17 protein-coding genes and 2 pseudogenes are annotated in these 18,990 nt (G+C 70.5%); 11 read left to right on the top strand and 8 right to left on the bottom strand.

Annotation, left to right across the window (positions count from 1 at the left end; all coding sequences use genetic code 11):
• Positions 1–57: 57 nt before the first annotated feature.
• From ACFQ6S_RS15800 to ACFQ6S_RS15780, 5 genes are read left to right on the top strand one after another with little or no spacing between them, the layout of a single operon-like run.
• Entirely contained in the window at positions 58–1,047 is a 990-nt protein-coding gene (locus ACFQ6S_RS15800) for a TauD/TfdA family dioxygenase (RefSeq protein ID WP_383408790.1), read from the top strand.
• A 24-nt stretch (positions 1,048–1,071) separates the two neighbouring features.
• Positions 1,072–2,070 (top strand): ornithine cyclodeaminase family protein, encoded by a 999-nt coding sequence (locus ACFQ6S_RS15795; RefSeq protein ID WP_383408787.1) that lies wholly within the window; start codon positions 1,072–1,074, stop codon positions 2,068–2,070.
• Positions 2,067–3,416, top strand: coding sequence for an alanine racemase (locus ACFQ6S_RS15790; protein ID WP_383408784.1), 1,350 nt, complete (start codon positions 2,067–2,069; stop codon positions 3,414–3,416). Before ACFQ6S_RS15795 ends, ACFQ6S_RS15790 begins: the two co-directional genes overlap by 4 nt.
• A gap of 30 nt (positions 3,417–3,446) precedes the next feature.
• On the top strand, positions 3,447–4,475 hold the full coding sequence (locus ACFQ6S_RS15785; protein WP_383408781.1) for a cysteine synthase family protein: 1,029 nt from the start codon (positions 3,447–3,449) through the stop codon (positions 4,473–4,475).
• A 5-nt stretch (positions 4,476–4,480) separates the two neighbouring features.
• Complete coding sequence (locus tag ACFQ6S_RS15780) at positions 4,481–5,884, top strand: MATE family efflux transporter (RefSeq protein WP_383408778.1); 1,404 nt, start codon at positions 4,481–4,483, stop codon at positions 5,882–5,884.
• A gap of 34 nt (positions 5,885–5,918) precedes the next feature.
• On the opposite strand, the pseudogene ACFQ6S_RS15775 reads toward ACFQ6S_RS15780, so the two are convergent.
• Both ACFQ6S_RS15775 and ACFQ6S_RS15770 read right to left on the bottom strand, forming a co-directional pair.
• Positions 5,919–6,068, bottom strand: a pseudogene (locus ACFQ6S_RS15775) (hypothetical protein); the annotation flags it as partial.
• 15 nt (positions 6,069–6,083) lie between these two features.
• Complete coding sequence (locus ACFQ6S_RS15770; protein ID WP_383408775.1) at positions 6,084–6,236, bottom strand: hypothetical protein; 153 nt, start codon at positions 6,234–6,236, stop codon at positions 6,084–6,086.
• 475 nt (positions 6,237–6,711) lie between these two features.
• Here ACFQ6S_RS15770 and ACFQ6S_RS15765 point away from each other — a divergent pair, with 475 nt between their 5' ends.
• Positions 6,712–7,638 (top strand): squalene/phytoene synthase family protein, encoded by a 927-nt coding sequence (locus tag ACFQ6S_RS15765; protein WP_383408772.1) that lies wholly within the window; start codon positions 6,712–6,714, stop codon positions 7,636–7,638.
• A 70-nt stretch (positions 7,639–7,708) separates the two neighbouring features.
• Here ACFQ6S_RS15765 and ACFQ6S_RS15760 read toward each other — a convergent pair whose 3' ends face one another.
• Both ACFQ6S_RS15760 and ACFQ6S_RS15755 read right to left on the bottom strand, forming a co-directional pair.
• Complete coding sequence (locus ACFQ6S_RS15760; RefSeq protein WP_383408769.1) at positions 7,709–8,935, bottom strand: PP2C family protein-serine/threonine phosphatase; 1,227 nt, start codon at positions 8,933–8,935, stop codon at positions 7,709–7,711.
• 172 nt (positions 8,936–9,107) lie between these two features.
• Positions 9,108–9,785: an SDR family NAD(P)-dependent oxidoreductase gene (locus ACFQ6S_RS15755; RefSeq protein WP_383408766.1), complete on the bottom strand. Its 678-nt coding sequence runs from the start codon at positions 9,783–9,785 to the stop codon at positions 9,108–9,110.
• Between the two features lie 154 nt (positions 9,786–9,939).
• On the opposite strand from ACFQ6S_RS15755, the gene ACFQ6S_RS15750 reads away from it, so the two are divergent.
• The 3 genes and pseudogenes from ACFQ6S_RS15750 to ACFQ6S_RS15740 form a co-directional block, all read left to right on the top strand.
• Entirely contained in the window at positions 9,940–10,638 is a 699-nt protein-coding gene (locus ACFQ6S_RS15750; protein ID WP_383408764.1) for a TetR/AcrR family transcriptional regulator, read from the top strand.
• 203 nt (positions 10,639–10,841) lie between these two features.
• Complete coding sequence (locus tag ACFQ6S_RS15745; RefSeq protein ID WP_383408761.1) at positions 10,842–12,491, top strand: serine/threonine-protein kinase; 1,650 nt, start codon at positions 10,842–10,844, stop codon at positions 12,489–12,491.
• 38 nt (positions 12,492–12,529) lie between these two features.
• Positions 12,530–12,610 (top strand): annotated as a pseudogene (locus ACFQ6S_RS15740) (hypothetical protein); the annotation flags it as partial.
• 196 nt (positions 12,611–12,806) lie between these two features.
• Here the strand turns inward: ACFQ6S_RS15740 and ACFQ6S_RS15735 are convergent.
• Positions 12,807–13,040: a hypothetical protein gene (locus ACFQ6S_RS15735; RefSeq protein WP_383408758.1), complete on the bottom strand. Its 234-nt coding sequence runs from the start codon at positions 13,038–13,040 to the stop codon at positions 12,807–12,809.
• A gap of 96 nt (positions 13,041–13,136) precedes the next feature.
• On the opposite strand from ACFQ6S_RS15735, the gene ACFQ6S_RS15730 reads away from it, so the two are divergent.
• The gene (locus ACFQ6S_RS15730; protein WP_383408755.1) at positions 13,137–14,159 is read left to right on the top strand and encodes a zinc-dependent alcohol dehydrogenase family protein; all 1,023 of its coding nucleotides are present in this window, start codon (positions 13,137–13,139) and stop codon (positions 14,157–14,159) included.
• Positions 14,160–14,376: 217 nt separating this feature from the next.
• Positions 14,377–16,356, top strand: a complete 1,980-nt coding sequence (locus ACFQ6S_RS15725; RefSeq protein ID WP_383408752.1) for a PASTA domain-containing protein — start codon at positions 14,377–14,379, stop codon at positions 16,354–16,356.
• Between the two features lie 122 nt (positions 16,357–16,478).
• Here ACFQ6S_RS15725 and ACFQ6S_RS15720 read toward each other — a convergent pair whose 3' ends face one another.
• The 3 genes from ACFQ6S_RS15720 to ACFQ6S_RS15710 form a co-directional block, all read right to left on the bottom strand.
• On the bottom strand, positions 16,479–17,546 hold the full coding sequence (locus ACFQ6S_RS15720; protein ID WP_383408749.1) for an MFS transporter: 1,068 nt from the start codon (positions 17,544–17,546) through the stop codon (positions 16,479–16,481).
• 230 nt (positions 17,547–17,776) lie between these two features.
• On the bottom strand, positions 17,777–18,205 hold the full coding sequence (locus tag ACFQ6S_RS15715; RefSeq protein ID WP_383408746.1) for a glutaredoxin domain-containing protein: 429 nt from the start codon (positions 18,203–18,205) through the stop codon (positions 17,777–17,779).
• Positions 18,206–18,261: 56 nt separating this feature from the next.
• A complete protein-coding gene (locus tag ACFQ6S_RS15710; RefSeq protein ID WP_383408743.1) occupies positions 18,262–18,897 on the bottom strand; it encodes a TetR/AcrR family transcriptional regulator in 636 nt (211 codons plus the stop codon).
• Positions 18,898–18,990: the final 93 nt, after the last annotated feature.

Genomic DNA, 18,990 nt, shown 5'->3' with positions numbered 1-18,990 from the left:
GTCGGCGTTCAGAGCTACATCCGCACCGCACCCGCACCCGAAACGGATGACTGCGCCATGCCTACGGGAGCCGTACCCCTGCGCCAGCTCGCTCCTCACGCCGTAGACGAGCTGACCGACACCGCCCAGAAGATCCTTGCCGAGTTCGGCAGTTCGGCCGCCCGGTCCGAACTGCTTCGCCGTATCGCGGAATCCGCCGCCCGATTTGACGAAACAACCCTGCGCCCATGCCGCCCGGTCGACACTGACGACGGCCTGTACGTTCTGCGCGGCCTGCCCCTCGAAGACTCCGACGTCGGTCCCACGCCCGGCAGCTGGGCCACGGCCGGCGACCGCGCGGCCGCTTGGGACGTGATCCTGCTGCTGCTTGCCACGGCCATGGGCCACCCGATCGCCTGGGAGGGCCAGCAGGAGGGCCGGTTCGTGCACAACATCGTGCCCTCGCCCGGCCATGAGGCCGAGCAGACCGGTGCGAGCAGCACCGTGCTGCTCAGCCCGCACACCGAGGACGCCTTCCACCCCGGCCGCGCCCATCTGCTGCTGCTCGCCTGCATGCGTAACCACGACTCCGTCGCCACCACCGCGGCCAGTGTCCGCAAGGTCCGGCTCGACCCGGCCGACGTCGCGCTGTTGTCCCGGCCGGTGCTGCCGATCCTCCCCGACGACGCCTACACCGAGGCTCAGTCGTTCGCGGGAGAGGCGCCGAAGATCCCCGCCCTGTGGCAGACCCAGGCGGGTCCTACTCTGCGCTACGACCCCGCCTACACCCCGCTCGACGAGGCGCCCGCCGACTATCGCGCCGCCTACGGGCGATTGACCGCCGAGCTGGAGCGCGTCTCGGTCGCCGTCGCCCTGGAGCCCGGTGACGTCCTGGTTGTCGACAACGACGTGGTCGTTCATGGCCGGGTGCCCTTCAAGGCCCGCTACGACGGCACTGACCGCTGGCTCAAGCGCGCCTCGGTACGAGTCCCCGGCCGCCGCACCCGCCCCCTGGCCGAGTCCGACGAACACGGATACGGGCAGACGGCTCTCGTGGCCTTGGTCTGACCCCACCTACGAAGGGACCCAGCTGTGTCCGGCATACCCGCCGACGACAAGACCCTGCGCATCCTGAGCACCAGCGACCTCGCGGGCATCGACATCTCCCTGACCGACGTGGTCGACGTCGTGGAGCAGGCGTACCGCACGCTGGCCGACGGCAAGTCGGCCAACCCGCGCAAGCTCACCGTCAAGCCCGAGGACGGACACTCCGTCTCGTACGCCATGCTCGGCCGTGACGGCGTCCGCCAGGTCGTCGCGATCAAGACGTCGTACAAGCACGGCCTGGACCGCTCGCGCGATGAGCAGCACTACTACACGACGCTGACGATCTACGACGACGTCACCGGACTGCCGGTCGCGATGATGGACTGCGGCCGCATCGGATCGCTGCGCACCCCGGCCGTGTCGGCTCTGCTGGCCCGCGAGTGCGCGGCACCCGGCAGCCGCAGTGCCCTCGTCATCGGCACCGGCACCCAGGGCCGGCTGGCCCTGCCGTTCCTGCTCACCACGTTGCCTGACCTGGACCGGCTCATGGTCTACGGCACCCACCCCGACGGCCTCGCAGCGGTCCGTGAGCAGCTCCACCACTACTTCCCCGGGCGGGATTTGGAGGTGGTGGACGACGTACGGGCCGCCGCGGGCGACGCCGACATCGTGGTCGCCACCGCAGGCCAGCACACCCCCGCCGCGGTCGAGGCGGCCGACCTGAAGCCGAGCGCGCTGTCGATCCTCGTCGGGCACGGCATCGCTCCCTCGACCCTGCAGAAGGCGGACCGGGTTGTTGCCACCAGCGAGGCGCAGATGAAGGTCACCGGCACCGACATGGCCGACGCGGACGGCAACTTCCCCGCCGTGGACGCGGAGTTCCCCGAGGTCGTGGCCGGCCGCGCAGAGGGGCGGCGCTCGGCCGACGAGCGGATCTTCGCTTACAACAGCGGCCTGGTCGTCACCGACATCGCGCTCGGGCACCGGTTCGCGCAGCTGGCCATCGACCAGGACCTGGGAACGCGGGTGCGGTTGTGGCAGTGATCCGCACGCCCGTGGCGGCACCGCCGCTGCCCGCCCACCCGGATCCACAGCTCGACGCGATCCTGGTCGGCGGACTGCCACACGAGCTGTCGTACGCGCTCGGCGGACCGTTCCACCTGCTGCTGCCCGACCGCTTCGACGCCAACGTCGCCTCCTTCACCCGGGTGTTGGAGGAGGCCGGTGTCGAGGGCCGGGTGTACTACGCGAAGAAGGCCAACAAGGCCGCCGTGTGGCTGGAGCGCTGTGCGCTGTCCGGGACGGGCGCGGACGTGGCCAGCACCGGTGAGCTGCGGGACGCCCTCGGGCACGGGGTGCGTGGCGAGCGGATCGTGGTGACCGGGCCGGCTAAGGCCGAGGGGCTTGTGCGTGTCGCCGTGCTTCAGGGTTGCCTGATCGCCGTGGACGCACTGGACGAGTTGGAGAGCGTCATCGGCCAGGCACAGGCCGCCGGACGACCGGCGCGGGTGCTGCTGAGGCGGCTACCGCCCACCCAGCCGCACAGCCGATTCGGGCTGGACGACCGAGAGTTGGAGTCCGCCCTCGCCCGGTGCGCGCAGGTCGGGGAGGCGGCCGTCGTGATGGAGGGCTTCTCCTTCCATCTGTCCGGCTACGACACCGAACCGCGTGCCCGGATGGCGGGCGAACTCGTCGACCTGTGCCTCAAGGCGCGGGCGGTCGGCCTGCAGGCGGACCGGATCAGCATCGGCGGCGGATTCGCCGTCGACTACACCGACGCCGAGCACTGGGAAGGTTTCCTGCGCGAGCAGCGGCCCGACCACTACCACGCCGGCAAGTCCTTCGCCCCGGGGGACTTCTACCCGTACCACTCGCCCGGGGCCGGCGCAGAGGCCCTGCGGGCCGTCCTCACCACACACGACCTCGGCGAACGACTGCGCGCCGCCGGGGTGAGACTCCTGCTGGAACCGGGGCGGGCGCTGCTCGACCGGGCCGGGTGCACGGTGTTCCGGGTCCAGGGAGTCAAGGACCGCCCCTCGGGATACGGCATCGTCACCGTGGACGGCAGCAGCCTGAGCCTCTCCGAGCAGTGGTTCAACAGCGAGTATCTGCCGGATCCGGTCCTCCTCTCGGACGCCGGCGGTGTCCCGCCGTACGCCGCGTGCGTCGGCGGTGCCACCTGCCTGGAGTCGGACATGCTCACCTGGCGCAAGGTGCTGCTCCCCGCCCGGCCGATCCCGGGTGATCTGCTCGTCTACCCCAACACCGCCGGCTACCAGATGGACTCCAACGAGTCCCCCTTCCACGAGCTGCCGCTCCCCCCGAAGGTCGTGGTGGACACCGACGGCGACCGCACGCGCTGGCGGCTCGACCGCCCTCCACTCGCCTGACTCTCTCCCCTCGAACCCAGGAGCCATCCGATGGACAAGGCGCTCTCGCGTCCCCCCGTGGTCAGCCGGGTCTCCGACCTCATCGGCCACACCCCACTCTTCGAGCTGTGCCACACCGACACCGGCAGCCGACTGCTGCTCAAACTCGAACAGTTCAACCCCACCGGTACGGCGAAGATCCGCATGGCCCGCCAGATGGTCCTCGACGCCGAGGACCGCGGCCTACTGCGCCCCGGCGGCCGCGTCGTCGAGTCCACCTCCGGCAACACCGGACTCGGCCTGGCAGTGATCGCGGCCGAGCGCGGCTACACCTTCACCGCTGTCGTCGACCATCACGCCGCCGCCGACAAGCTGCGCGGCATGAAGGCGCTCGGTGCCGAACTCGTCTACGTCGCCGAGGAGGGCGACGAGGAACTGGCCACGGCCGCCCGCGAGGAGTTCGCCGAGAAGCTGGCGGCCGAGAGCGACAACGCCTACTTCACCGAACAGCACAACAACCCGGCCAACGGGGACGGTTACCGGCCGGTGGCGCATGAACTCGACGCAGCCCTGGAGGGCCGTATCGACATACTGATAGGCGCCGTCGGGACCGGCGGCGGGCTCTTCGGGGCCGGCGGGGAACTGCGCGGGTCCGTGCCGGACGTGCGGATCGTCGGGGTCGAGCCGAAGGGATCGATCGCCTTCGGCCCGCCCGCCCACGACTACTACCAGTCCGGCACCGGCACTCCCGAGGGCGCGACCATCGGCGCGATGGTGGACTACGACCTGCTGGACGAGGGCGTGAAGGTCGGCGACGTGGAGGCGTTCGCCACCGCACGCGTGGTGGCCCGCCGCACCGGGCTCCTCATCGGCGGCTCCGCTGGCGGTGTCGTGTATGAGGCGCTGACCCGCATGTCCTCCCTCGCACCGGGCACGACTATCGTCGCGCTGATCAACGACGGAGGCGAGAAGTACATGGACACCGTCTTCGACGACGACTGGATGCACGCCCGCGCCCTCATCGACCCGGCTGTCGAGCGCGAGATCGACGAACTGCTCACCAAACTCCGCGAGAACTGACACCGATGCCCACACCGCTCACCACCCTCCTCTGGGACAGCCGCGCCCTGGCGACCCTGGCCGTACCGCTCGCCCTGACCCAGCTCGCCCAGGTCGCCCTCACCACCACCGACACGGTGATGATGGGCCTGATGGGCGCCGAGGCACTGGCCGGCGGCGGCCTGGCCTTGGTCATCTTCAACCAACTGCGCACCATGGGCGTCGGCCTGGTCACCGCCGTCGGCAACCAGGTCTCCGCAGCCTCCGCGCGCGAGGACGAGGACGACGACCTCACCGACGCGGCGGCGGAGGAGGTCCGGGACGTGGTCCGCGCCGCCCTGGCGCTGGCCACCCTGGCCGGCGCCATCGGCGCGCTCGTGATCCTCCTGATCGGGCGAGCCGTCACCTACCTCGGCCAGGACCCCGAGGTCGTGGACACGGCCTGGCCGGTCCTGCTCGCGCTCGCCCCCGGCCTGATCCCCTGCCTGTGGTTCCAGGCGATACGCCAGTTCACCGTGGGCCTGCGCCGCCCGCAGGCCCTGCTGCGGATCACGATCGCGTCGGTGGCCGTGAACGTGGCCCTCAACTGGGCGCTCATCCACGGCACTTGGATACTTCCCGAGCTGGGCCTGCCCGGCATCGGCGTCTCCACCTCCCTGGTGTACGCGCTGACCTGCCTGGCGCTGTACGCCTCCGCGCGCCGCGACCCCCGGCTCGCCCCGCTGCTGGACGTACGGATCTGGAAGGCCCGCCCGGCCACCCTGCGCCGCCTGACCGGCCTGGGCGTGCCGATCGCGGCGACCTACGGCTCCGAGGCGGGCTTCTTCTCTGTCGTCGCCCTCCTGATCGGCACGTTCGGCAGCGCCGCCCTCGCCGCGCACACCGCCGTCAACCAGCTCATCTACATCGTCTTCCAGATCGCCGTCGGCCTGTCCCACGCCGCGTCCCTCAACGTCAGCCGGGAACTCGCCCTGGACCGGATCGCCGCCGCCCGGCGCATCAAGAACACGGCGCTGGCCTGCGCGGCGGCGGTGATGGCCGTGGTCGGAGTCGTCTACCTCACCGTCCCCGGCCTGGTGCTGCGCCCGTTCCTCGACCCCTCGGCCACCGACGGGCACAGCGCCACGGACATCGCCACCAACCTCCTTCTCATCGCGGCCGTCCTGCAGTTCTTCGACTGCACCCAGAACATCGGCGTCGGCCTGCTGCGCGGCCTGGACGACACCAAGAGCGGCTTCCGCATCACTCTCGTCGGCTACTGGCTGATCGGCCTGCCCGCAGCCTGGCTCTTCGGCAACCTCGCCGGCCTGGAAACCGAGGGAGTCTGGCTCGGCCTCCTCACCGGCCTTGCCGCCACCGCACTGCTCCTGCTCCGCCGCTACCACCACGCTCTGAACCTCCGGGTCGCCGAACAGCCGGCTGTCGCCTGACAGGCTGATAGGCCGAGGCTCTCAAGTAGGCGCGTCAGCGGCCGTGGTGCGTGATGGCGGTGTCGGAGGCGGCGCTGTACGGGGCGCACTGGAAGCCCAGCGCCCATGCACCGTCAGCGAGTTCGATCCCACCTAGGGACATGAGGGCGGGGAGTGCGGCTGGGAAGTGGCCGAGGGCGGCGGGGGAGAGGGGCCAGCATTACCCGGTGATTTCGGTGCCGGTGTTCGGGTCCATGCGGACCAGCCCGGTTCTGGCGGGGAGCGTGTCCAGTGCCGTGAGGCGGTACGCGGCAGTCGTGGTGCACATCCCATCGTGGCGCCGCTCCTGCCGGTGGTCGGGGTTGGTGGGCATGCGCTTGCGCGAGCATGGGCCGTGGACGCCGCGACGCCCGCCGCCATCATGTCCGTGATCCTTCGTGCGGCGCCGACAGCACACCGGGCCTGACTATCCCCCGGCCAACCCGCCTATGGTCTATGCCAATACCCGGGTGAGATGGCGTGTGCAGTGAGGTTTGGGCGGCAAATCGAGCGTCACTATTTTGCACGTAGCGCCCACCCTGCACGTAACGCACATCGGCATTGTGTCCGATTTATGGAGGATGGACTCCTGAGCTGCAGTTTCCTTCCATGTGTTTTCGTTGCACATGTTTTTTATGACTCATCATGTGGAGTGCGTGGCGATTCTGGAACCGGCCTCGAAGGGCTCCTGACCTGCAGGTTTGCGTGGCGCTCGGTCTGATGGGGTGTCACGTGGGCTCAGGTGCAGGTCGTGAGTGTTTCCTGGCGATGGGGAGAGGCCCTGCCGCGCGGGGAAGGGGGGAAGGTTCGTGTCGAGTCGGTACCGCAGGCTGACGGCCGCCGGAGTGCAGGGTCGTGTCCTGCGCGACGACTACTCCCTCGCGGCTCGGGTCTTCGCCCGCAGGATCCTGGCGCACTATGCCGTGGTGAGGCTGCTGGTGGCCCCGGCGTTGCAACCGCACCTGGTCGCTGCCTACGCCTTCCTCGCCCGTACCGACGACCTCGCCGACCAAGGCCCCCTGCACGAACGCCTGCCGCGCTGGAGGGCCTGGGCCGACCAGGTCACCTCCGGGCTGGACTCCGGCCACGCCGAGGACCCGGTCCTGCGAGCCTTCCTGCACACCGTGTCCGTACGGCAGTTGCCCCACCACTGGGTGCACACGTATCTCAAGGCCACCGACGAGGAACTGCACTTCACCGGGCACGCCACTGAAGCCGACTTCCAGCGCTATGTGGACCACCTCTCCCTGCCGGCTTTGATGCTGATAGAGGACCTCCAGCACGAGGGCGGTGGCGACGCGGTCTTCCGTTCCCGTTGCCGATCCTTCGCCGAAGGTCTGCAACGTCTGGACTTCCTCGCCGATCTCAGCGAAGACCTGGGCGAAGGACGCCTGTACCTTCCGCAGGAGGACCTCGACCGCTTCGGCGTCACTCGCGCCGCCCTGGAACTAGGGCAGGACACAGTGGCTGTAGGGGAGTTGGTCGCCTTCACCTGCCGCAGGACGAGGCAGGCCCTGACGGACTCACAGGCCCTGCTCGACTCCACGGCTCCGAGTTTCCGGCCGTTGCAGCGGGCCCTGCTGGAGCTGGCCGAGCACCAACTGTCCCGTGTCGAGCACGCCGGCGCCTCCGTCACCCGCCGCACCGTCGGATACGGCCTCCGCAAGCCCCTCGCCGTCCTGCTCCGCGAACGGCGCATCATGAGGAGCCGGAACGGGGCGTTGGGCGGGGGATGACTCCGCCCGCGTGGCCGATGCGTTGACGACGCTGCCGTCGCGATGCCGTCGCGATGGATCGCTTTGACGGTCACAGGCGGACGATGACCAGGGCGATGTCGTCCCTGCTGCCGCCGGCGACGCCCAGGTGGGTCAGTAGTCCGTCGGCGAGGTCTTCCACCGGGAGGGTGCTGTGCTGGGCGAGGGCGTCGGTCAGTCGGGTCAGGCCGGCGTCGATGTCCTCGTCGCGGCGTTCGATGAGCCCGTCGGTGTAGAGCACGAGCGTGTCCCCCGGGGTGTAGGACAGTCCGGCCTGAGGGCGGGGGACATGATCCGGTCGAGCGCCCAGCGGCGGGTCGGTGGCCTGGTCCAGGAGCTCGCTGCTGCCGTTCGGATGGAGCAGTACCGGCGGAGGGTGGCCGGCGTTGCTGTAGATGATCAGTCGGCTGCGCGGGTCGATGAGTACTTTGGCCACGGTGGTGGCCAGTGCTCCTTCGACCGCCCGGGCGTACAGGCCGAGTACCTCAAGGGCCTGTGCGGGGCTGGGAACGGCCCGGATGGCTGCGCTCAGGGCGCTGCGCAGCATGCCCATGACCGCGGCAGCCTGCAGGCCGTGCCCGACGACGTCCCCGACGGCGATGGAGAAGCGGTCGGGCGGCAGGTCGACCACGTCGAACCAGTCGCCGCACACGTTCAGCGATCCGCTGGCCGGAAGGTAGCGCACGGCGATGTCCCGGTGTCCGGCCAAGTCGGGCGAGCGGAGCATGACCTCCTGCAGAGCGAGGGCGATTTCACGGTCGCGCGCCTGAGCCTGGCGCAGCTGCTCGTTCAGCTGCTCGAGGTCCCGCGACCGGGCGTACACCTGGGCCGCGATGCCTGCCGTCTGCAGGGGCTGGGTGAACTCACCCATGCCTGAACGCATGAACTCGGTGACGTCCTCGGTCCGCGCGATGATCCATTTCACGGAGCCGTCCGGCCCCAGGACCGGGCTGGACATCCCCGCCCACCACCGCTCCTCGAATTCACTCGGGCGGTCCGCAACGGGGATGTCGAACCGCCGCGGGGTCACCAGATCGGGCTCCCGGGAGGCCAGTACGCGCCGCAGTGAGGCGCCGAAGGCACGTGCCGCGTCCCGTGCGGCGGGCGTGACCGGAAAGGCCTCCGAGAGGTGCCGCCCGACCAGCTCCTCGCGGGGCCTACCGGTGACCTGGAGGTAGGCCCGGTTCGCGTAGCGCACCACCAGGTCGGCGTCCAGCACCAGGTAGGGGTTCGGTGCGGCGTCGAACAACGCCTCGAAATCGATCTCCGCTGCCGTCACAGGCGTGACCTGCCGATCTCTACGAGCGCGATCGTTTCCTCTCCAACCTACGAGGTGTCCGACGAGTGCGCCCGCCGCCGGACGACTGGACCACTGCCCACGGGTTCTCCTCGATCGCGCCGCGGCGCTCGCACGGCGCGGCGCGTCGGGGTTCGGCGGAGAAGCCGGGTGATCAGCCCTTGAGGACGAGCTCGGCCTGGTCACGCCTGGTGGTGTGCAGCTCCCAGTAGACGGGGGAGATGTCCTCGGGCTGGATCACCGGCCGGCCGGGGATGATGGCGGTGGCGATCGAAACGTCGATGCCGACGTGGGCTGCCTGGATGCCGGTGCCGTCCAGTTCCTTGTGCAGGTTGACCGCCCAGTTGCGCAGGGCCGCCGCGGCGGCGTTGACGTTGCCGACCACCGGCACGGGATCGAGGGAGCCGGCGCCGGTGGTGTAGAGCAGGGTGCCGGTGCCGGCCTCGCGCATGGCCGGCAGCACGGCCTTGGTGGCGGCGATGGCGCCGTAGAGCTGGAACTCGATCTCGTGCTGCACATCGGAGGGGTCACTCTCGGCCGGAGTGGTCAGAACGACCGAGCCGAACTGTCCCAGCGGGGAGTACTCCAGGACGTCGATCCCACCGAACCGTGCGGCGGCGGCCTTGAGTGCCTGGGTGAGGGCGTCGCGGTCGAATACGTCGGCGGGGAAGGCCGCGGCGGTGATGCCCTCGGCGGTGAGCGTGTCTACGAGGTGGTCGAGCTTCTCGCGGTTGCGGGAGATCAGGGCGACGTCGAGGCCCTGGTTGCCGAAGGTGCGGGCGATGGCCAGGCCCAGCTGGGGGCCGGCTCCGACGATGGCGATGCTGGTCACAGCGATCCTTTCGAGCAAAACCTGTGTGGTGGAAGACCGTGCATTTGATCTGGATAGGCCTATCCGATTCAGGATCCGGAAAGGGCTATCCGGTTCGTGTCGTCACCGTACACCAGAAAATGGATAGGGCGCTCCGGTTGATAACCTGGCCGGTATGACTCCTGATGCCCACCACCCCGACGACACCGCCGCTCAGCCGCTGCGCAGCGACGCCGAGCGCAACCGGGGCAGGATCATCAACGCCGCCCGCAGGGTGTTCGCGCGCGACGGGCTGAACGCCTCCATGGCCTCCGTGGCCCGCGAGGCAGGCGTGGGCATCGCCACCATCTTTCGCCACTTCCCCGCCAAGGAAGAGCTGGTCGCCGCCGTCTTCGCCGACCGTATGGACGCCTACGCGGACGCCGTGGCCGTCGCCCTGGACGACCCCGACCCCTGGCACGGGTTCGTCGGCTACATCGAGACCGCCTGCGCGATGCAGGCCGCCGACTACGGCTTCGCCGATGTGCTGACCACGACCTTCCCCACCGCCTTGGCGCTCGAGGCGCGCCGCAACGAGGCGTACGAGGGCATGGTGCGGCTCATCAACCGTGCCAAGGCCACCGGCAGGCTGCGCGAGGACTTCGACCCCTCGGACCTGGTTCTGATCCACATGGCCAACGCCGGCGTCGTCAACGCCACCGGCGACGCCGCCCCCGACGCCTGGCGCCGCGTAGTGGCCTTGTTCATCCAGTCCTTCGAGGCCCCCGCCCGGGGCCCGCTGCCCGCCTCGCCCGAACACGAGGCCCTGTACAAGGCCATGCTCCGCGCCGGCCCGGCGGGCCCCACGGCACCCGGCCCGGACAGGACGAGCTGACCTCGGGGGCGGAATCGCCGGTCCCGGCAGGGAGAGTTTTGTACCCCCTTGGTGTTGCCGCACGCGTGTGAGGGGTGAGAGGTACGCCTTTGAGATCGTGGCGGATTGCCGCTCGGCGCAGACCCGGCCAATAGCCCTGCCGCGGACCGGGGAGCCGATACGCTGGAGCAGCCATGAACCGGGGGCGGGCTGGGGGCGGGGGCATGGATCCGCGGGTGCAGTTGTCGGTGGGCGGGTACATCTGCGAGCGCGAGTTGGGCCGGGGCGGGCAAGGGGTGGTGTGGCTCGCCCGGGACCGGGCGGGGCGGCAGGTGGTGGTGAAGTTCCTGCTGCCGGGCAAGGAGTACGACGAGACCGCGCTGGCCCGCGTACGGCGGGAGTTCGGCGCCGCGAGCCGGGTCGGTGAGCTGGCCACGGCACGGGTGCTCGACGCCGATCTGACCGGGCGACACCCGTACATCGTCAGCGAGTTCGTCCCGGGTCCCACGATCCACCAGCACGTGTCCGCCAACGGCCCGCTGCCCGCCGGGCGGTTACAGCCCCTGGCGCTGGCCGTCGCGCACGCGTTGGCGCAGGTGCACCGGGTGAGTGTCGTGCACCGGGACATCAAACCGTCCAACATCCTGCTCTCCCCGGACGGCCCGCGGATCATCGACTTCGGTATCGCCCGTGACGACCGGTTGCTCGAGTCGGCACTCACCACACCGGGCAGTGTGCTCGGCTCGCCCGCGTACATGTCTCCCGAGCAGGTCAAATCGCTCCAGGTCACCAGTGCCTCCGATGTGTTCTCCCTCGGTGGCACGCTCTACTTCGCCGCCACGGGGCGGCATCCCTTCGACGGGGAGAGCGATTACGAGGTGCTCGTCGCCGTGTGCGAGGGCGACGCGGATCTCATGGCGGTGCCGGAGCCGGTCCGTTCGGTCATCGCCGACTGTCTGCGCAAGGACCCGGCGGAACGTCCCACCGCTGCCCAGCTCGTCACCCGGCTCGCGGGGGCGGCGGAGGCGACGGAGGGTGCGCAGACAGGGTCGGGTACGCCACAGTCACCGCAACCGCCCCCGCCGCCCGGCCCCGGCACGGGCGTCAAGCAGTTGCGGCTGTGGGGGTTCGCGGCCGGTAGTGCCGCGGCGGCAGTGCTGCTGGCCATCGTGCTCAGCACCACCTCGGGGGAATCGTCGACGGAGGACGGCCCGCAGGCGCACGGGTCCGGGCCCGCGTCCGGTTCCTCCGGGAGATCCGCGAACTCCCCATCCCTCTCCTACACCGATGATCTGACCGACTCCGGCGACTGGTCGCACAGGGACCCGACCCTGGGGAAGGTCACGCACAAGGGCGGGACGATGCTGGTGAGTCCCAGGACCCAGCTGGAGGTGTGGCCGCAGGCACCCTTCGAGCCGTCCTCGTTCGCGGTACGGCTCAGCACCCAGGTGGCCTGGTACGCGGGCGAGGGCGGGGTCGGGCTGTGGTGCAACGGCTCGGGGGACTACGCGAAGGGCTCCCGCTGGGCGACGTATCTGACTACCGGTCAGGAGGCCCTGATCGTGCGTGAGTTCCGGTTCCAGGGAGCTTTCCAGCATGACCGGGTCGTCGAGGTCGACCTCGCGGACGTCGGCCTGAAGGTGGAGAGTCAGCAGCAAGTCGACATGTCGATGACCTGTTCCTCGGCCGGCGAGGGCCGCATCAAGGTGGAGCTCGCCGTCGACGGCACCCGCGTCGCCTCGTACACCGGAGCGGTCTTCGACGAGCGTGGCTGCGGTGTCGCCGCGTTCCACTACAGCGCGACCGATCCGCGGGGTACGGCCTTCCACGCGGGTTTCGAGCGCTTCAACGCGTCCGAGCCGTCGGCGCGCTGACGGAGCGAGCCGGGGGGATAGGGCATGGGTAACGGCGACTGGGCGATCCTCTCCTTTCGGCGGTTCTCGCGGGGGACGCCGAGGCGGTCCGGGAACTGCTGAGCAGGGGTGCGGATCCGGACGCGGTGGACGCGGGCGGGCTGCCCGTGTTGTGCGGGGCGGTGGCGACGTACGACGAGGCGGTCGCCGAGGCGTTGGTGGAGGGCGTCGCGGATCCCGACCGGGTGCTGCCGGACGGGACGACGCCGCTGTGGCGTGCGGTCGACGGCGGTTCCCCGGCCGTCTTCGCGGCGGTGCTGGGCAAGGAGCCCCCGGCTACAGCTGCCGACCGTGCACGGCTGCTTGGCCTGGCAGCCACTCGACCCGGGGCGGGATGCCGACGGCCTTGCGGCGGCGCCGGGCTGCAGGACGAGGCTGAGCGGCCCGGGCCACGTCGAACAGGTACGTGTGTTCGTCCTCGCTCAGGTGCAGGGTGCGGGCCACCGCGTCGAGGGCGGCGTCGGACCGGGGGCGGACGCTCGGGCGTACGGGTGACGAAAGGTGCGCCACCGTCGCGCGGCACGACCCCGGCGGGCCGAACCCCGCACATTGCACAGAGCGACCCCGGCCGTCCGTGGCCGGCCCGAAACTCTAGGAGCAACCCTCATGCGCGCTGCTGTTCTGCACGCTCCCGGCGACGTCCGGGTGGAGGAGATCGCCGACCCGCAGATCACCGCCTCGACGGATGCGATCATCCGGCTGTCCGCGGCCTGTGTCTGCGGGTCGGACCTGTGGCCCTACCGCGGCATCGAGGCGATCGACAAGCCCGTGCCGATGGGGCACGAATACGTCGGCGTCGTCGAGGAGGTCGGCAGCGAGGTCACGAACGTCAAGCCCGGCCAGTTCGTCGTCGGTTCCTTCGTCGCCTCCTGCGGCACCTGCGAGATCTGCCGCGCCGGCTACCCCTCCTCCTGCGTGCACCGCGTCTACATGTCCCAGGTCGGCACCCAGTCCGAGCGGGCGCGGATCCCGAACGCGCACGGCACCCTCGTCCCCGTGCCGGGCATGCCCGACGCCGATCTGATCCCCGACCTGCTCGCCGCCTCCGACGTGCTGGGCACCGGATGGTTCGGCGCGTTCGCCGCCGAGGCCGGCCCCGGCAAGACGGTCGCGGTCGTCGGCGACGGCGCCGTCGGCCTGCTCGCGGTGCTGGCCGCGAAGCAGCTCGGTGCCGAGCGGATCATCGCGATGAGCCGCCATGAGCCGCGCCAGCGGCTCGCCCGCGAGTTCGGCGCCACCGACATCGTCACCGAGCGCGGCGACGACGGCGTGGCGCGGATCAAGGAGCTGACCGGCGGGCTGGGTGCCCACTCCGTCGTCGAAGCCGTCGGCACCCAGGAGTCCATGCAGCAGGCCATCCGCTCTACCCGCGGGGGCGGACACGTCGGCTTCGTGGGCGTCAGCCACGACGTCGCCCTCAACGGCCAGGAGCTCTTCTTCTCCCAGGTCCACCTGCACGGCGGCCCCGCACCGGTGCGGCGCTTCCTGCCCGAACTGATCGACCTGATCTGGCAGCGGAAGATCAACCCCGGCAAGGTCTTCGACCTCACCCTCCCGCTCGACGAAGCCGCCGAGGCGTACCGGGCCATGGACGAGCGTCGCGCCATCAAGGCCATGCTCACCGTCTGACCGGACCCTCCTTCCCGGGCGGCCCCCACCCCCGCAGGGCCGGGCCGCCCGCGGAGTCCCATGCGTGCTCGCATGCTCAGCCCCCACTTCTTTAGTTGCCCCTGAGTGTGCAATTATCTTGCCCTCGACCCTGCCCTCGACCCTGCCCTCGACCCTGCCCTCGACCCTGCCCTCGACCCTGCCCTCGACCCTGCCCTCGGCCCCGACCTTCCGACCCGTGGAGAAGACAGTGAACTTCGGCGGACCAGACGACCTGACCTTCTCCCCTCCGTCGCCGTTGGCCGTCGTGGGCGGGCGGTACGAGCTGCGCAGGCTGCTCGGCTCCGGCGGCATGGCCGAGGTGCATCTCGCGCACGACGTCCGGCTGGAGCGTCTCGTCGCCGTGAAGACCCTGCGCGCCGACCTCGCCCACGAGCAGGCGTTCCAGGAGCGGTTCCGGCGGGAGGCGCAGTCCACGGCTTCGCTCAACCATCCCGAGATCGCCGCGGTGTACGACATCGGCGAGGAGTTCGGTACGTCGTACGGCGGCTCGTGGGCCGGTGTGGGAGTCCCGTTGACGTACCTGGTGATGGAGTACGTCGACGGGACGACCCTGCGCGACGCCCTGTACTCCGGGCCGCCGATGACCGTGGATCGCGCGCTGTCCGTGGCGGCCGGCGTGCTGCGCGCTCTCGCCCACTCCCACCAGCACGGCATCGTGCACCGGGACATCAAGCCGGCCAACGTCATGCTGACCTCCGCCGGTCAGGTCAAGGTCATGGACTTCGGGATCGCCCGGGACGTCGGTATGACGCAGACGTCGCTGGTCATCGGCACCGCTCAGTACCTCTCGCCGGAGCAGGCCATGGACGGGGACATCGACGCCCACTCCGACCTGTACTCGGTGGGCTGTCTGCTGTACGAACTGCTCACCTTCCGCACGCCGTTCACCGGCGAGACGCCGATGGCGGTGATGTACCAGCACATACAGGAGGCCCCGCTTCGGCCGAGCGTGTACAACCCCGAGGTCGGCCCGGAGGTGGACGCGATCGTCCTGCGCGCCCTGGAGAAGGACCCCGCCCATCGCCATCGGTCCGCCGAGCACATGCTCGCCGAGGTCGAGGCCCGCCTCGGGGCGGGCGTCCCGCCGGAGGGGAGCGAGGTCGTCCCGTACGACGATGCCGAGCAGCGGGGCAACGGTCGCCGGCATCGAGGGAACGTCGCCCTGACGGTTGTGGGCGTGGTCGTCGTCGCCCTCGCGCTGCTGCTCGGCTGGCTCCTCTTCGGGCGGGGCCCGGCCGACGACGGCAAGGCCGACGTACCCGATCTCGTCGGCCGGAGTCTGGACGAAGCCCGGCGTACGGCGGACAACGTCGGCCTCACCGTCACGGTCGGCAAGTGGGAACCCTGTGCCGACCAGCCGATGGGGCACGTCTGCGAGCAGAGCCCGACGGAGGGCGAACTCGCCAAGGGGGAGGCCGTGTCGGTCACGGTGTCCACCGGGGCGCCGAAGGCCGAGGTGCCGGACGTCACGGACAAGGACGAGGACGACGCCTCCCGGATCCTGCGGGACATGGGCTTCAAGGTGAAGCTCCGGCACGTCGAGTCCGAGGAGGATCCGGGCACCGTCCTGGAGCAGGACCCGGCCGGCGGCGACAAGGTCGAGAAGGGAACCGAGGTCACGCTCGCCGTCGCGGAGGCACCTGAGAAGGCCACCGTCCCTGATCTCACCGGCAGCACGCTCGGCGAGGCCCGCGAACTGCTGGCCGGGCAGGGCCTGAAGCTGGGCGACACGACCGAGGTGGAGAGCGGCGCCGAGGCGGGCACTGTGGTCGAACAGAGCGTCGGGCAGGGGGAGGAGGTCGAGCCGGGCACGGCCGTCGACGTGCAGGTGGCCAGGGTCGTGGAGACGGTCCAGGTCCCGGCCGACATCGTGGGCAGGACCCTTGCCGAGGTCCGGTCCGAACTGAGCGCGCTCGGCCTGGGTACCAGCGTTGTCAGCGGCTACTCCCAGGCGTCCGACGCCGTGGTGACGTCCAGCACCCCGCAGGCGGGGAGCGAGGTGGCGGCGGGCAGCAGCGTGGTGGTCATCACCGGGGACGCGAATGACGAGTCGTCGGACGAAGTGACACCGACCGAAGTGACACCGACCGAAGTGACACCGACCGAAGAGACACCGGACGAAGAGACACCGGCCGAGGACGCGACGGCCGACTGACACCACGGCTGACGACGCGGCCGCTACGACTTCGTCGACGGCCGGAGGACAGTAAGGCAGCGGCTCAGGACTGCTATGAGAATCACCCCGCCGCTTCCTCGCCGACCTGATGCTTGGAACCCTCACGGCCAGGTGCCGCCTCGGAAGGCGCTTGGTCGGCGGTGCGCAGGCCGCGTACCTCCAGGCGAGAGCAGAGCCGCCGTGCTCGCCAGGACGACCAGGGCCGCGCAGCCGGCGAGGGCCTGCCCTGTGCCCACGGCCGCGGCGACCGGGCCGGCGACGAGCAGCCCGAGCGGGGCAAAGGCCAACGAGCCGAACCAGTCGTAGGAGCTGACACGGGACAGGGCCCGCTCGGGGATCTCCCGCTGGATGGTGGTGGCCCAGAGGACGCCGAACACATCGCTCGTGACACCGGCGCCGAGCATGGCCGCGGCGATCAGCCAGACCGGCGCCCCGGCGCTGAGCAGAGTGAGCGGTACGGCGGCGGGAAACGTGCACAGCACCGCGACGAGGATGGGGCGCCGCACCCGGACGCGGGCGGCGAGGCCCGCGCCGGTGATGGTGCCGACGGCCTGCGCCGCCACGATGATCGACCACGCACGCGCCCCGCCCAGTTGCTGTTCGGCCATCAGCGGGCCCAGCACGCCGAGGTTGGCATTGAGCGCGGCGACGACCACCGCGTACTGGACGACCACGACCCACAACCACTGCCGAGAGGCGAACTCCTGCCACCCTTCCCGCAGATCGGCCCAGCCCGACGACCGCTTCCGCGGCGGGGCGGCGACCCGTAGCCGAGCCGTCAGCGCCGCACTCAGGAGGAACGAGGCCGCGTTGAGCGCGAGCGCCCAGCCGGCGCCCACCAGCGCCACGGTCACCCCGGAGAGGGCGAGCCCCAGCAGCAGGGAGCTGTTGGTGCCCATCCGCAGCAGCCCGTTGGCCTGCTGCAGGCGACCTGCCGGGACTACCAGGGGTACGAGGCCGTCCATCGCCGGTGCGAACAGGGCCGTCGCCGTTCCGGCCGCCATCGCCAGGACGCACATCGCCACCAGCGGTGCGTGCCCCGTCAGCACCATCGCGGCCAGCCCCGCATACGCCCCGGCCCCCAGCACATCGGCCAGGACCATCAGCCGCGACCGCGACATCCGGTCCGCGATCACCCCGCCCACCAGGATCAACACCAGCTGGGGCAAGGCCTGGCAGGCCACCACCAGCGACAGCCGTCCGGCATCGGCCCCGGCAGAGCGAGCACCGCGAACGCCAGCGCCACCCGCGCGAACCCGTTCCCCAGCACGGAGACCACACGTGCGCATCCGAGCAGCACGAACCGCCGATCCCGCCAGAGCGGCGCTTCCCCCGCAGAGCCCGTCATGGCCCCGCACCCTATTCAGGCCCGCACCCGTACCCGCCTGAACCAGCCACCTCACGGCAGCTGTTCGCGCACCCATCCCGGATCGGGGTTGACATACGCACGCCCCGCCACGACGACGGTCGGCACGGTCTCATTGCCTCCGTTGGCCGCTCTCACCGCAGCCGCGCCGGCCGGGTCGCGCCAGATGTCGACCCAATGCACCTGGCGGGCGCCGCGGCCCAACCGGATGCGCAGTCGGAGGCAGTACTTGCAGCCCGACCGCCAGAAGACGACCGGGCGGCCGTCGAGCGCGCTGCGGCGCTGTGCCTCCTGCGCTCCGATCGATCTCGGGAAGGCGAGCGGCGAGTTCACGGCCGCCAGCGACACGAAGACGACCAGGAGCGCTGCCGCTTCGCCGGGAGATCCGCGCACCATCAGCAGGGTCGCGATGGCTGAGCCGGAGAGCACCAGCAGCAACGGCAGGATCCAAGCGCGCGTCATGAAGGTGAAGGCTACCGAGAAGCCGAAAACGCTCCTCGAACCTGAAGGCCGTGACGTCAGTCGAGGTCGGGAAGCGGTCGCCGGGCGACCTCGTGGGCCTCGTCCGGTGCGACGCCCAGCATGCGCAGGACCATCTCGGCCAGGTTCGTGGCGGCCTCGTCGCCGTTCAGCTCGGGGCGGGCGAACCGCAGCTCCACCAGGGAGAGCAGGGTTCCGCCCAGTGCGGAGAGCGCCACCGTGGGGTCCAGTGAGGAGAAGCGGCCGGATGCGATGCCGACCTGGACGTCCCGCAGGGCCCGGGTGGACAGGCCGTTGCGCGAGTGGAGGTGTCCGAGGCCGCGGCGGCGCAGGACCTGCATCAGCTCCGGGTGGGAGTCCGCCATCCGGGCACTGAGGCGGAAGCCGGCGGCGACCAGTTCCGCGGGGTCGTCGATGCCGCTCAGCCGGTCGTCGAAGGTCTGGCCGAACTCCTCGAGCGCGTCCTCCACCGCCGCCTCGAACAGCTCCGTCTTCGACTCGAAGTGGTTGTAGAAGGAGCCGAAGCCGACGTCGGCACGCTCGGCGATCGCCTGGATGCTGGCACTGGTGTCCCCGGTCTCGGCGAGTATCTGCCGGGCCGCACGGACGAGCGCCCCGCGGGTCTCGGCGCGACGGCGCTCGAACCGGTTGCCGGGCGCGGCTGACGTAGACATGCGCCGAGTCTAACCGCGGCGGCGATGGAGATCGCAGTCCTGATGAATTCATCATTTCCTGCCGTGAACGTCTTGACGACGAGACTGTCAAAC

The sequence above is a fragment of the Streptomyces sp. NPDC056479 genome, from assembly GCF_042795335.1.
GTDB lineage: Bacteria > Actinomycetota > Actinomycetes > Streptomycetales > Streptomycetaceae > Streptomyces.
Note: the sequence above shows the minus strand (reverse complement) of the source record. Positions and strands in the feature narration are given on the sequence as shown.

Excerpts from the sequence above, each read along its gene's own strand:
- ACFQ6S_RS15800 (WP_383408790.1), top strand. The coding sequence starts at position 58 with ATGCCTACGGGAGCCGTACCCCTGCGCCAGCTCGCTCCTCACGCCGTA.
- ACFQ6S_RS15785 (WP_383408781.1), top strand. The coding sequence starts at position 3,447 with ATGGACAAGGCGCTCTCGCGTCCCCCCGTGGTCAGCCGGGTCTCCGAC.
- ACFQ6S_RS15780 (WP_383408778.1), top strand. The coding sequence starts at position 4,481 with ATGCCCACACCGCTCACCACCCTCCTCTGGGACAGCCGCGCCCTGGCG.
- ACFQ6S_RS15770 (WP_383408775.1), bottom strand. The coding sequence starts at position 6,236 with ATGCCCACCAACCCCGACCACCGGCAGGAGCGGCGCCACGATGGGATG.
- ACFQ6S_RS15750 (WP_383408764.1), top strand. The coding sequence starts at position 9,940 with ATGACTCCTGATGCCCACCACCCCGACGACACCGCCGCTCAGCCGCTG.
- ACFQ6S_RS15745 (WP_383408761.1), top strand. The coding sequence starts at position 10,842 with ATGGATCCGCGGGTGCAGTTGTCGGTGGGCGGGTACATCTGCGAGCGC.
- ACFQ6S_RS15730 (WP_383408755.1), top strand. The coding sequence starts at position 13,137 with ATGCGCGCTGCTGTTCTGCACGCTCCCGGCGACGTCCGGGTGGAGGAG.
- ACFQ6S_RS15715 (WP_383408746.1), bottom strand. The coding sequence starts at position 18,205 with ATGACGCGCGCTTGGATCCTGCCGTTGCTGCTGGTGCTCTCCGGCTCA.
- ACFQ6S_RS15710 (WP_383408743.1), bottom strand. The coding sequence starts at position 18,897 with ATGTCTACGTCAGCCGCGCCCGGCAACCGGTTCGAGCGCCGTCGCGCC.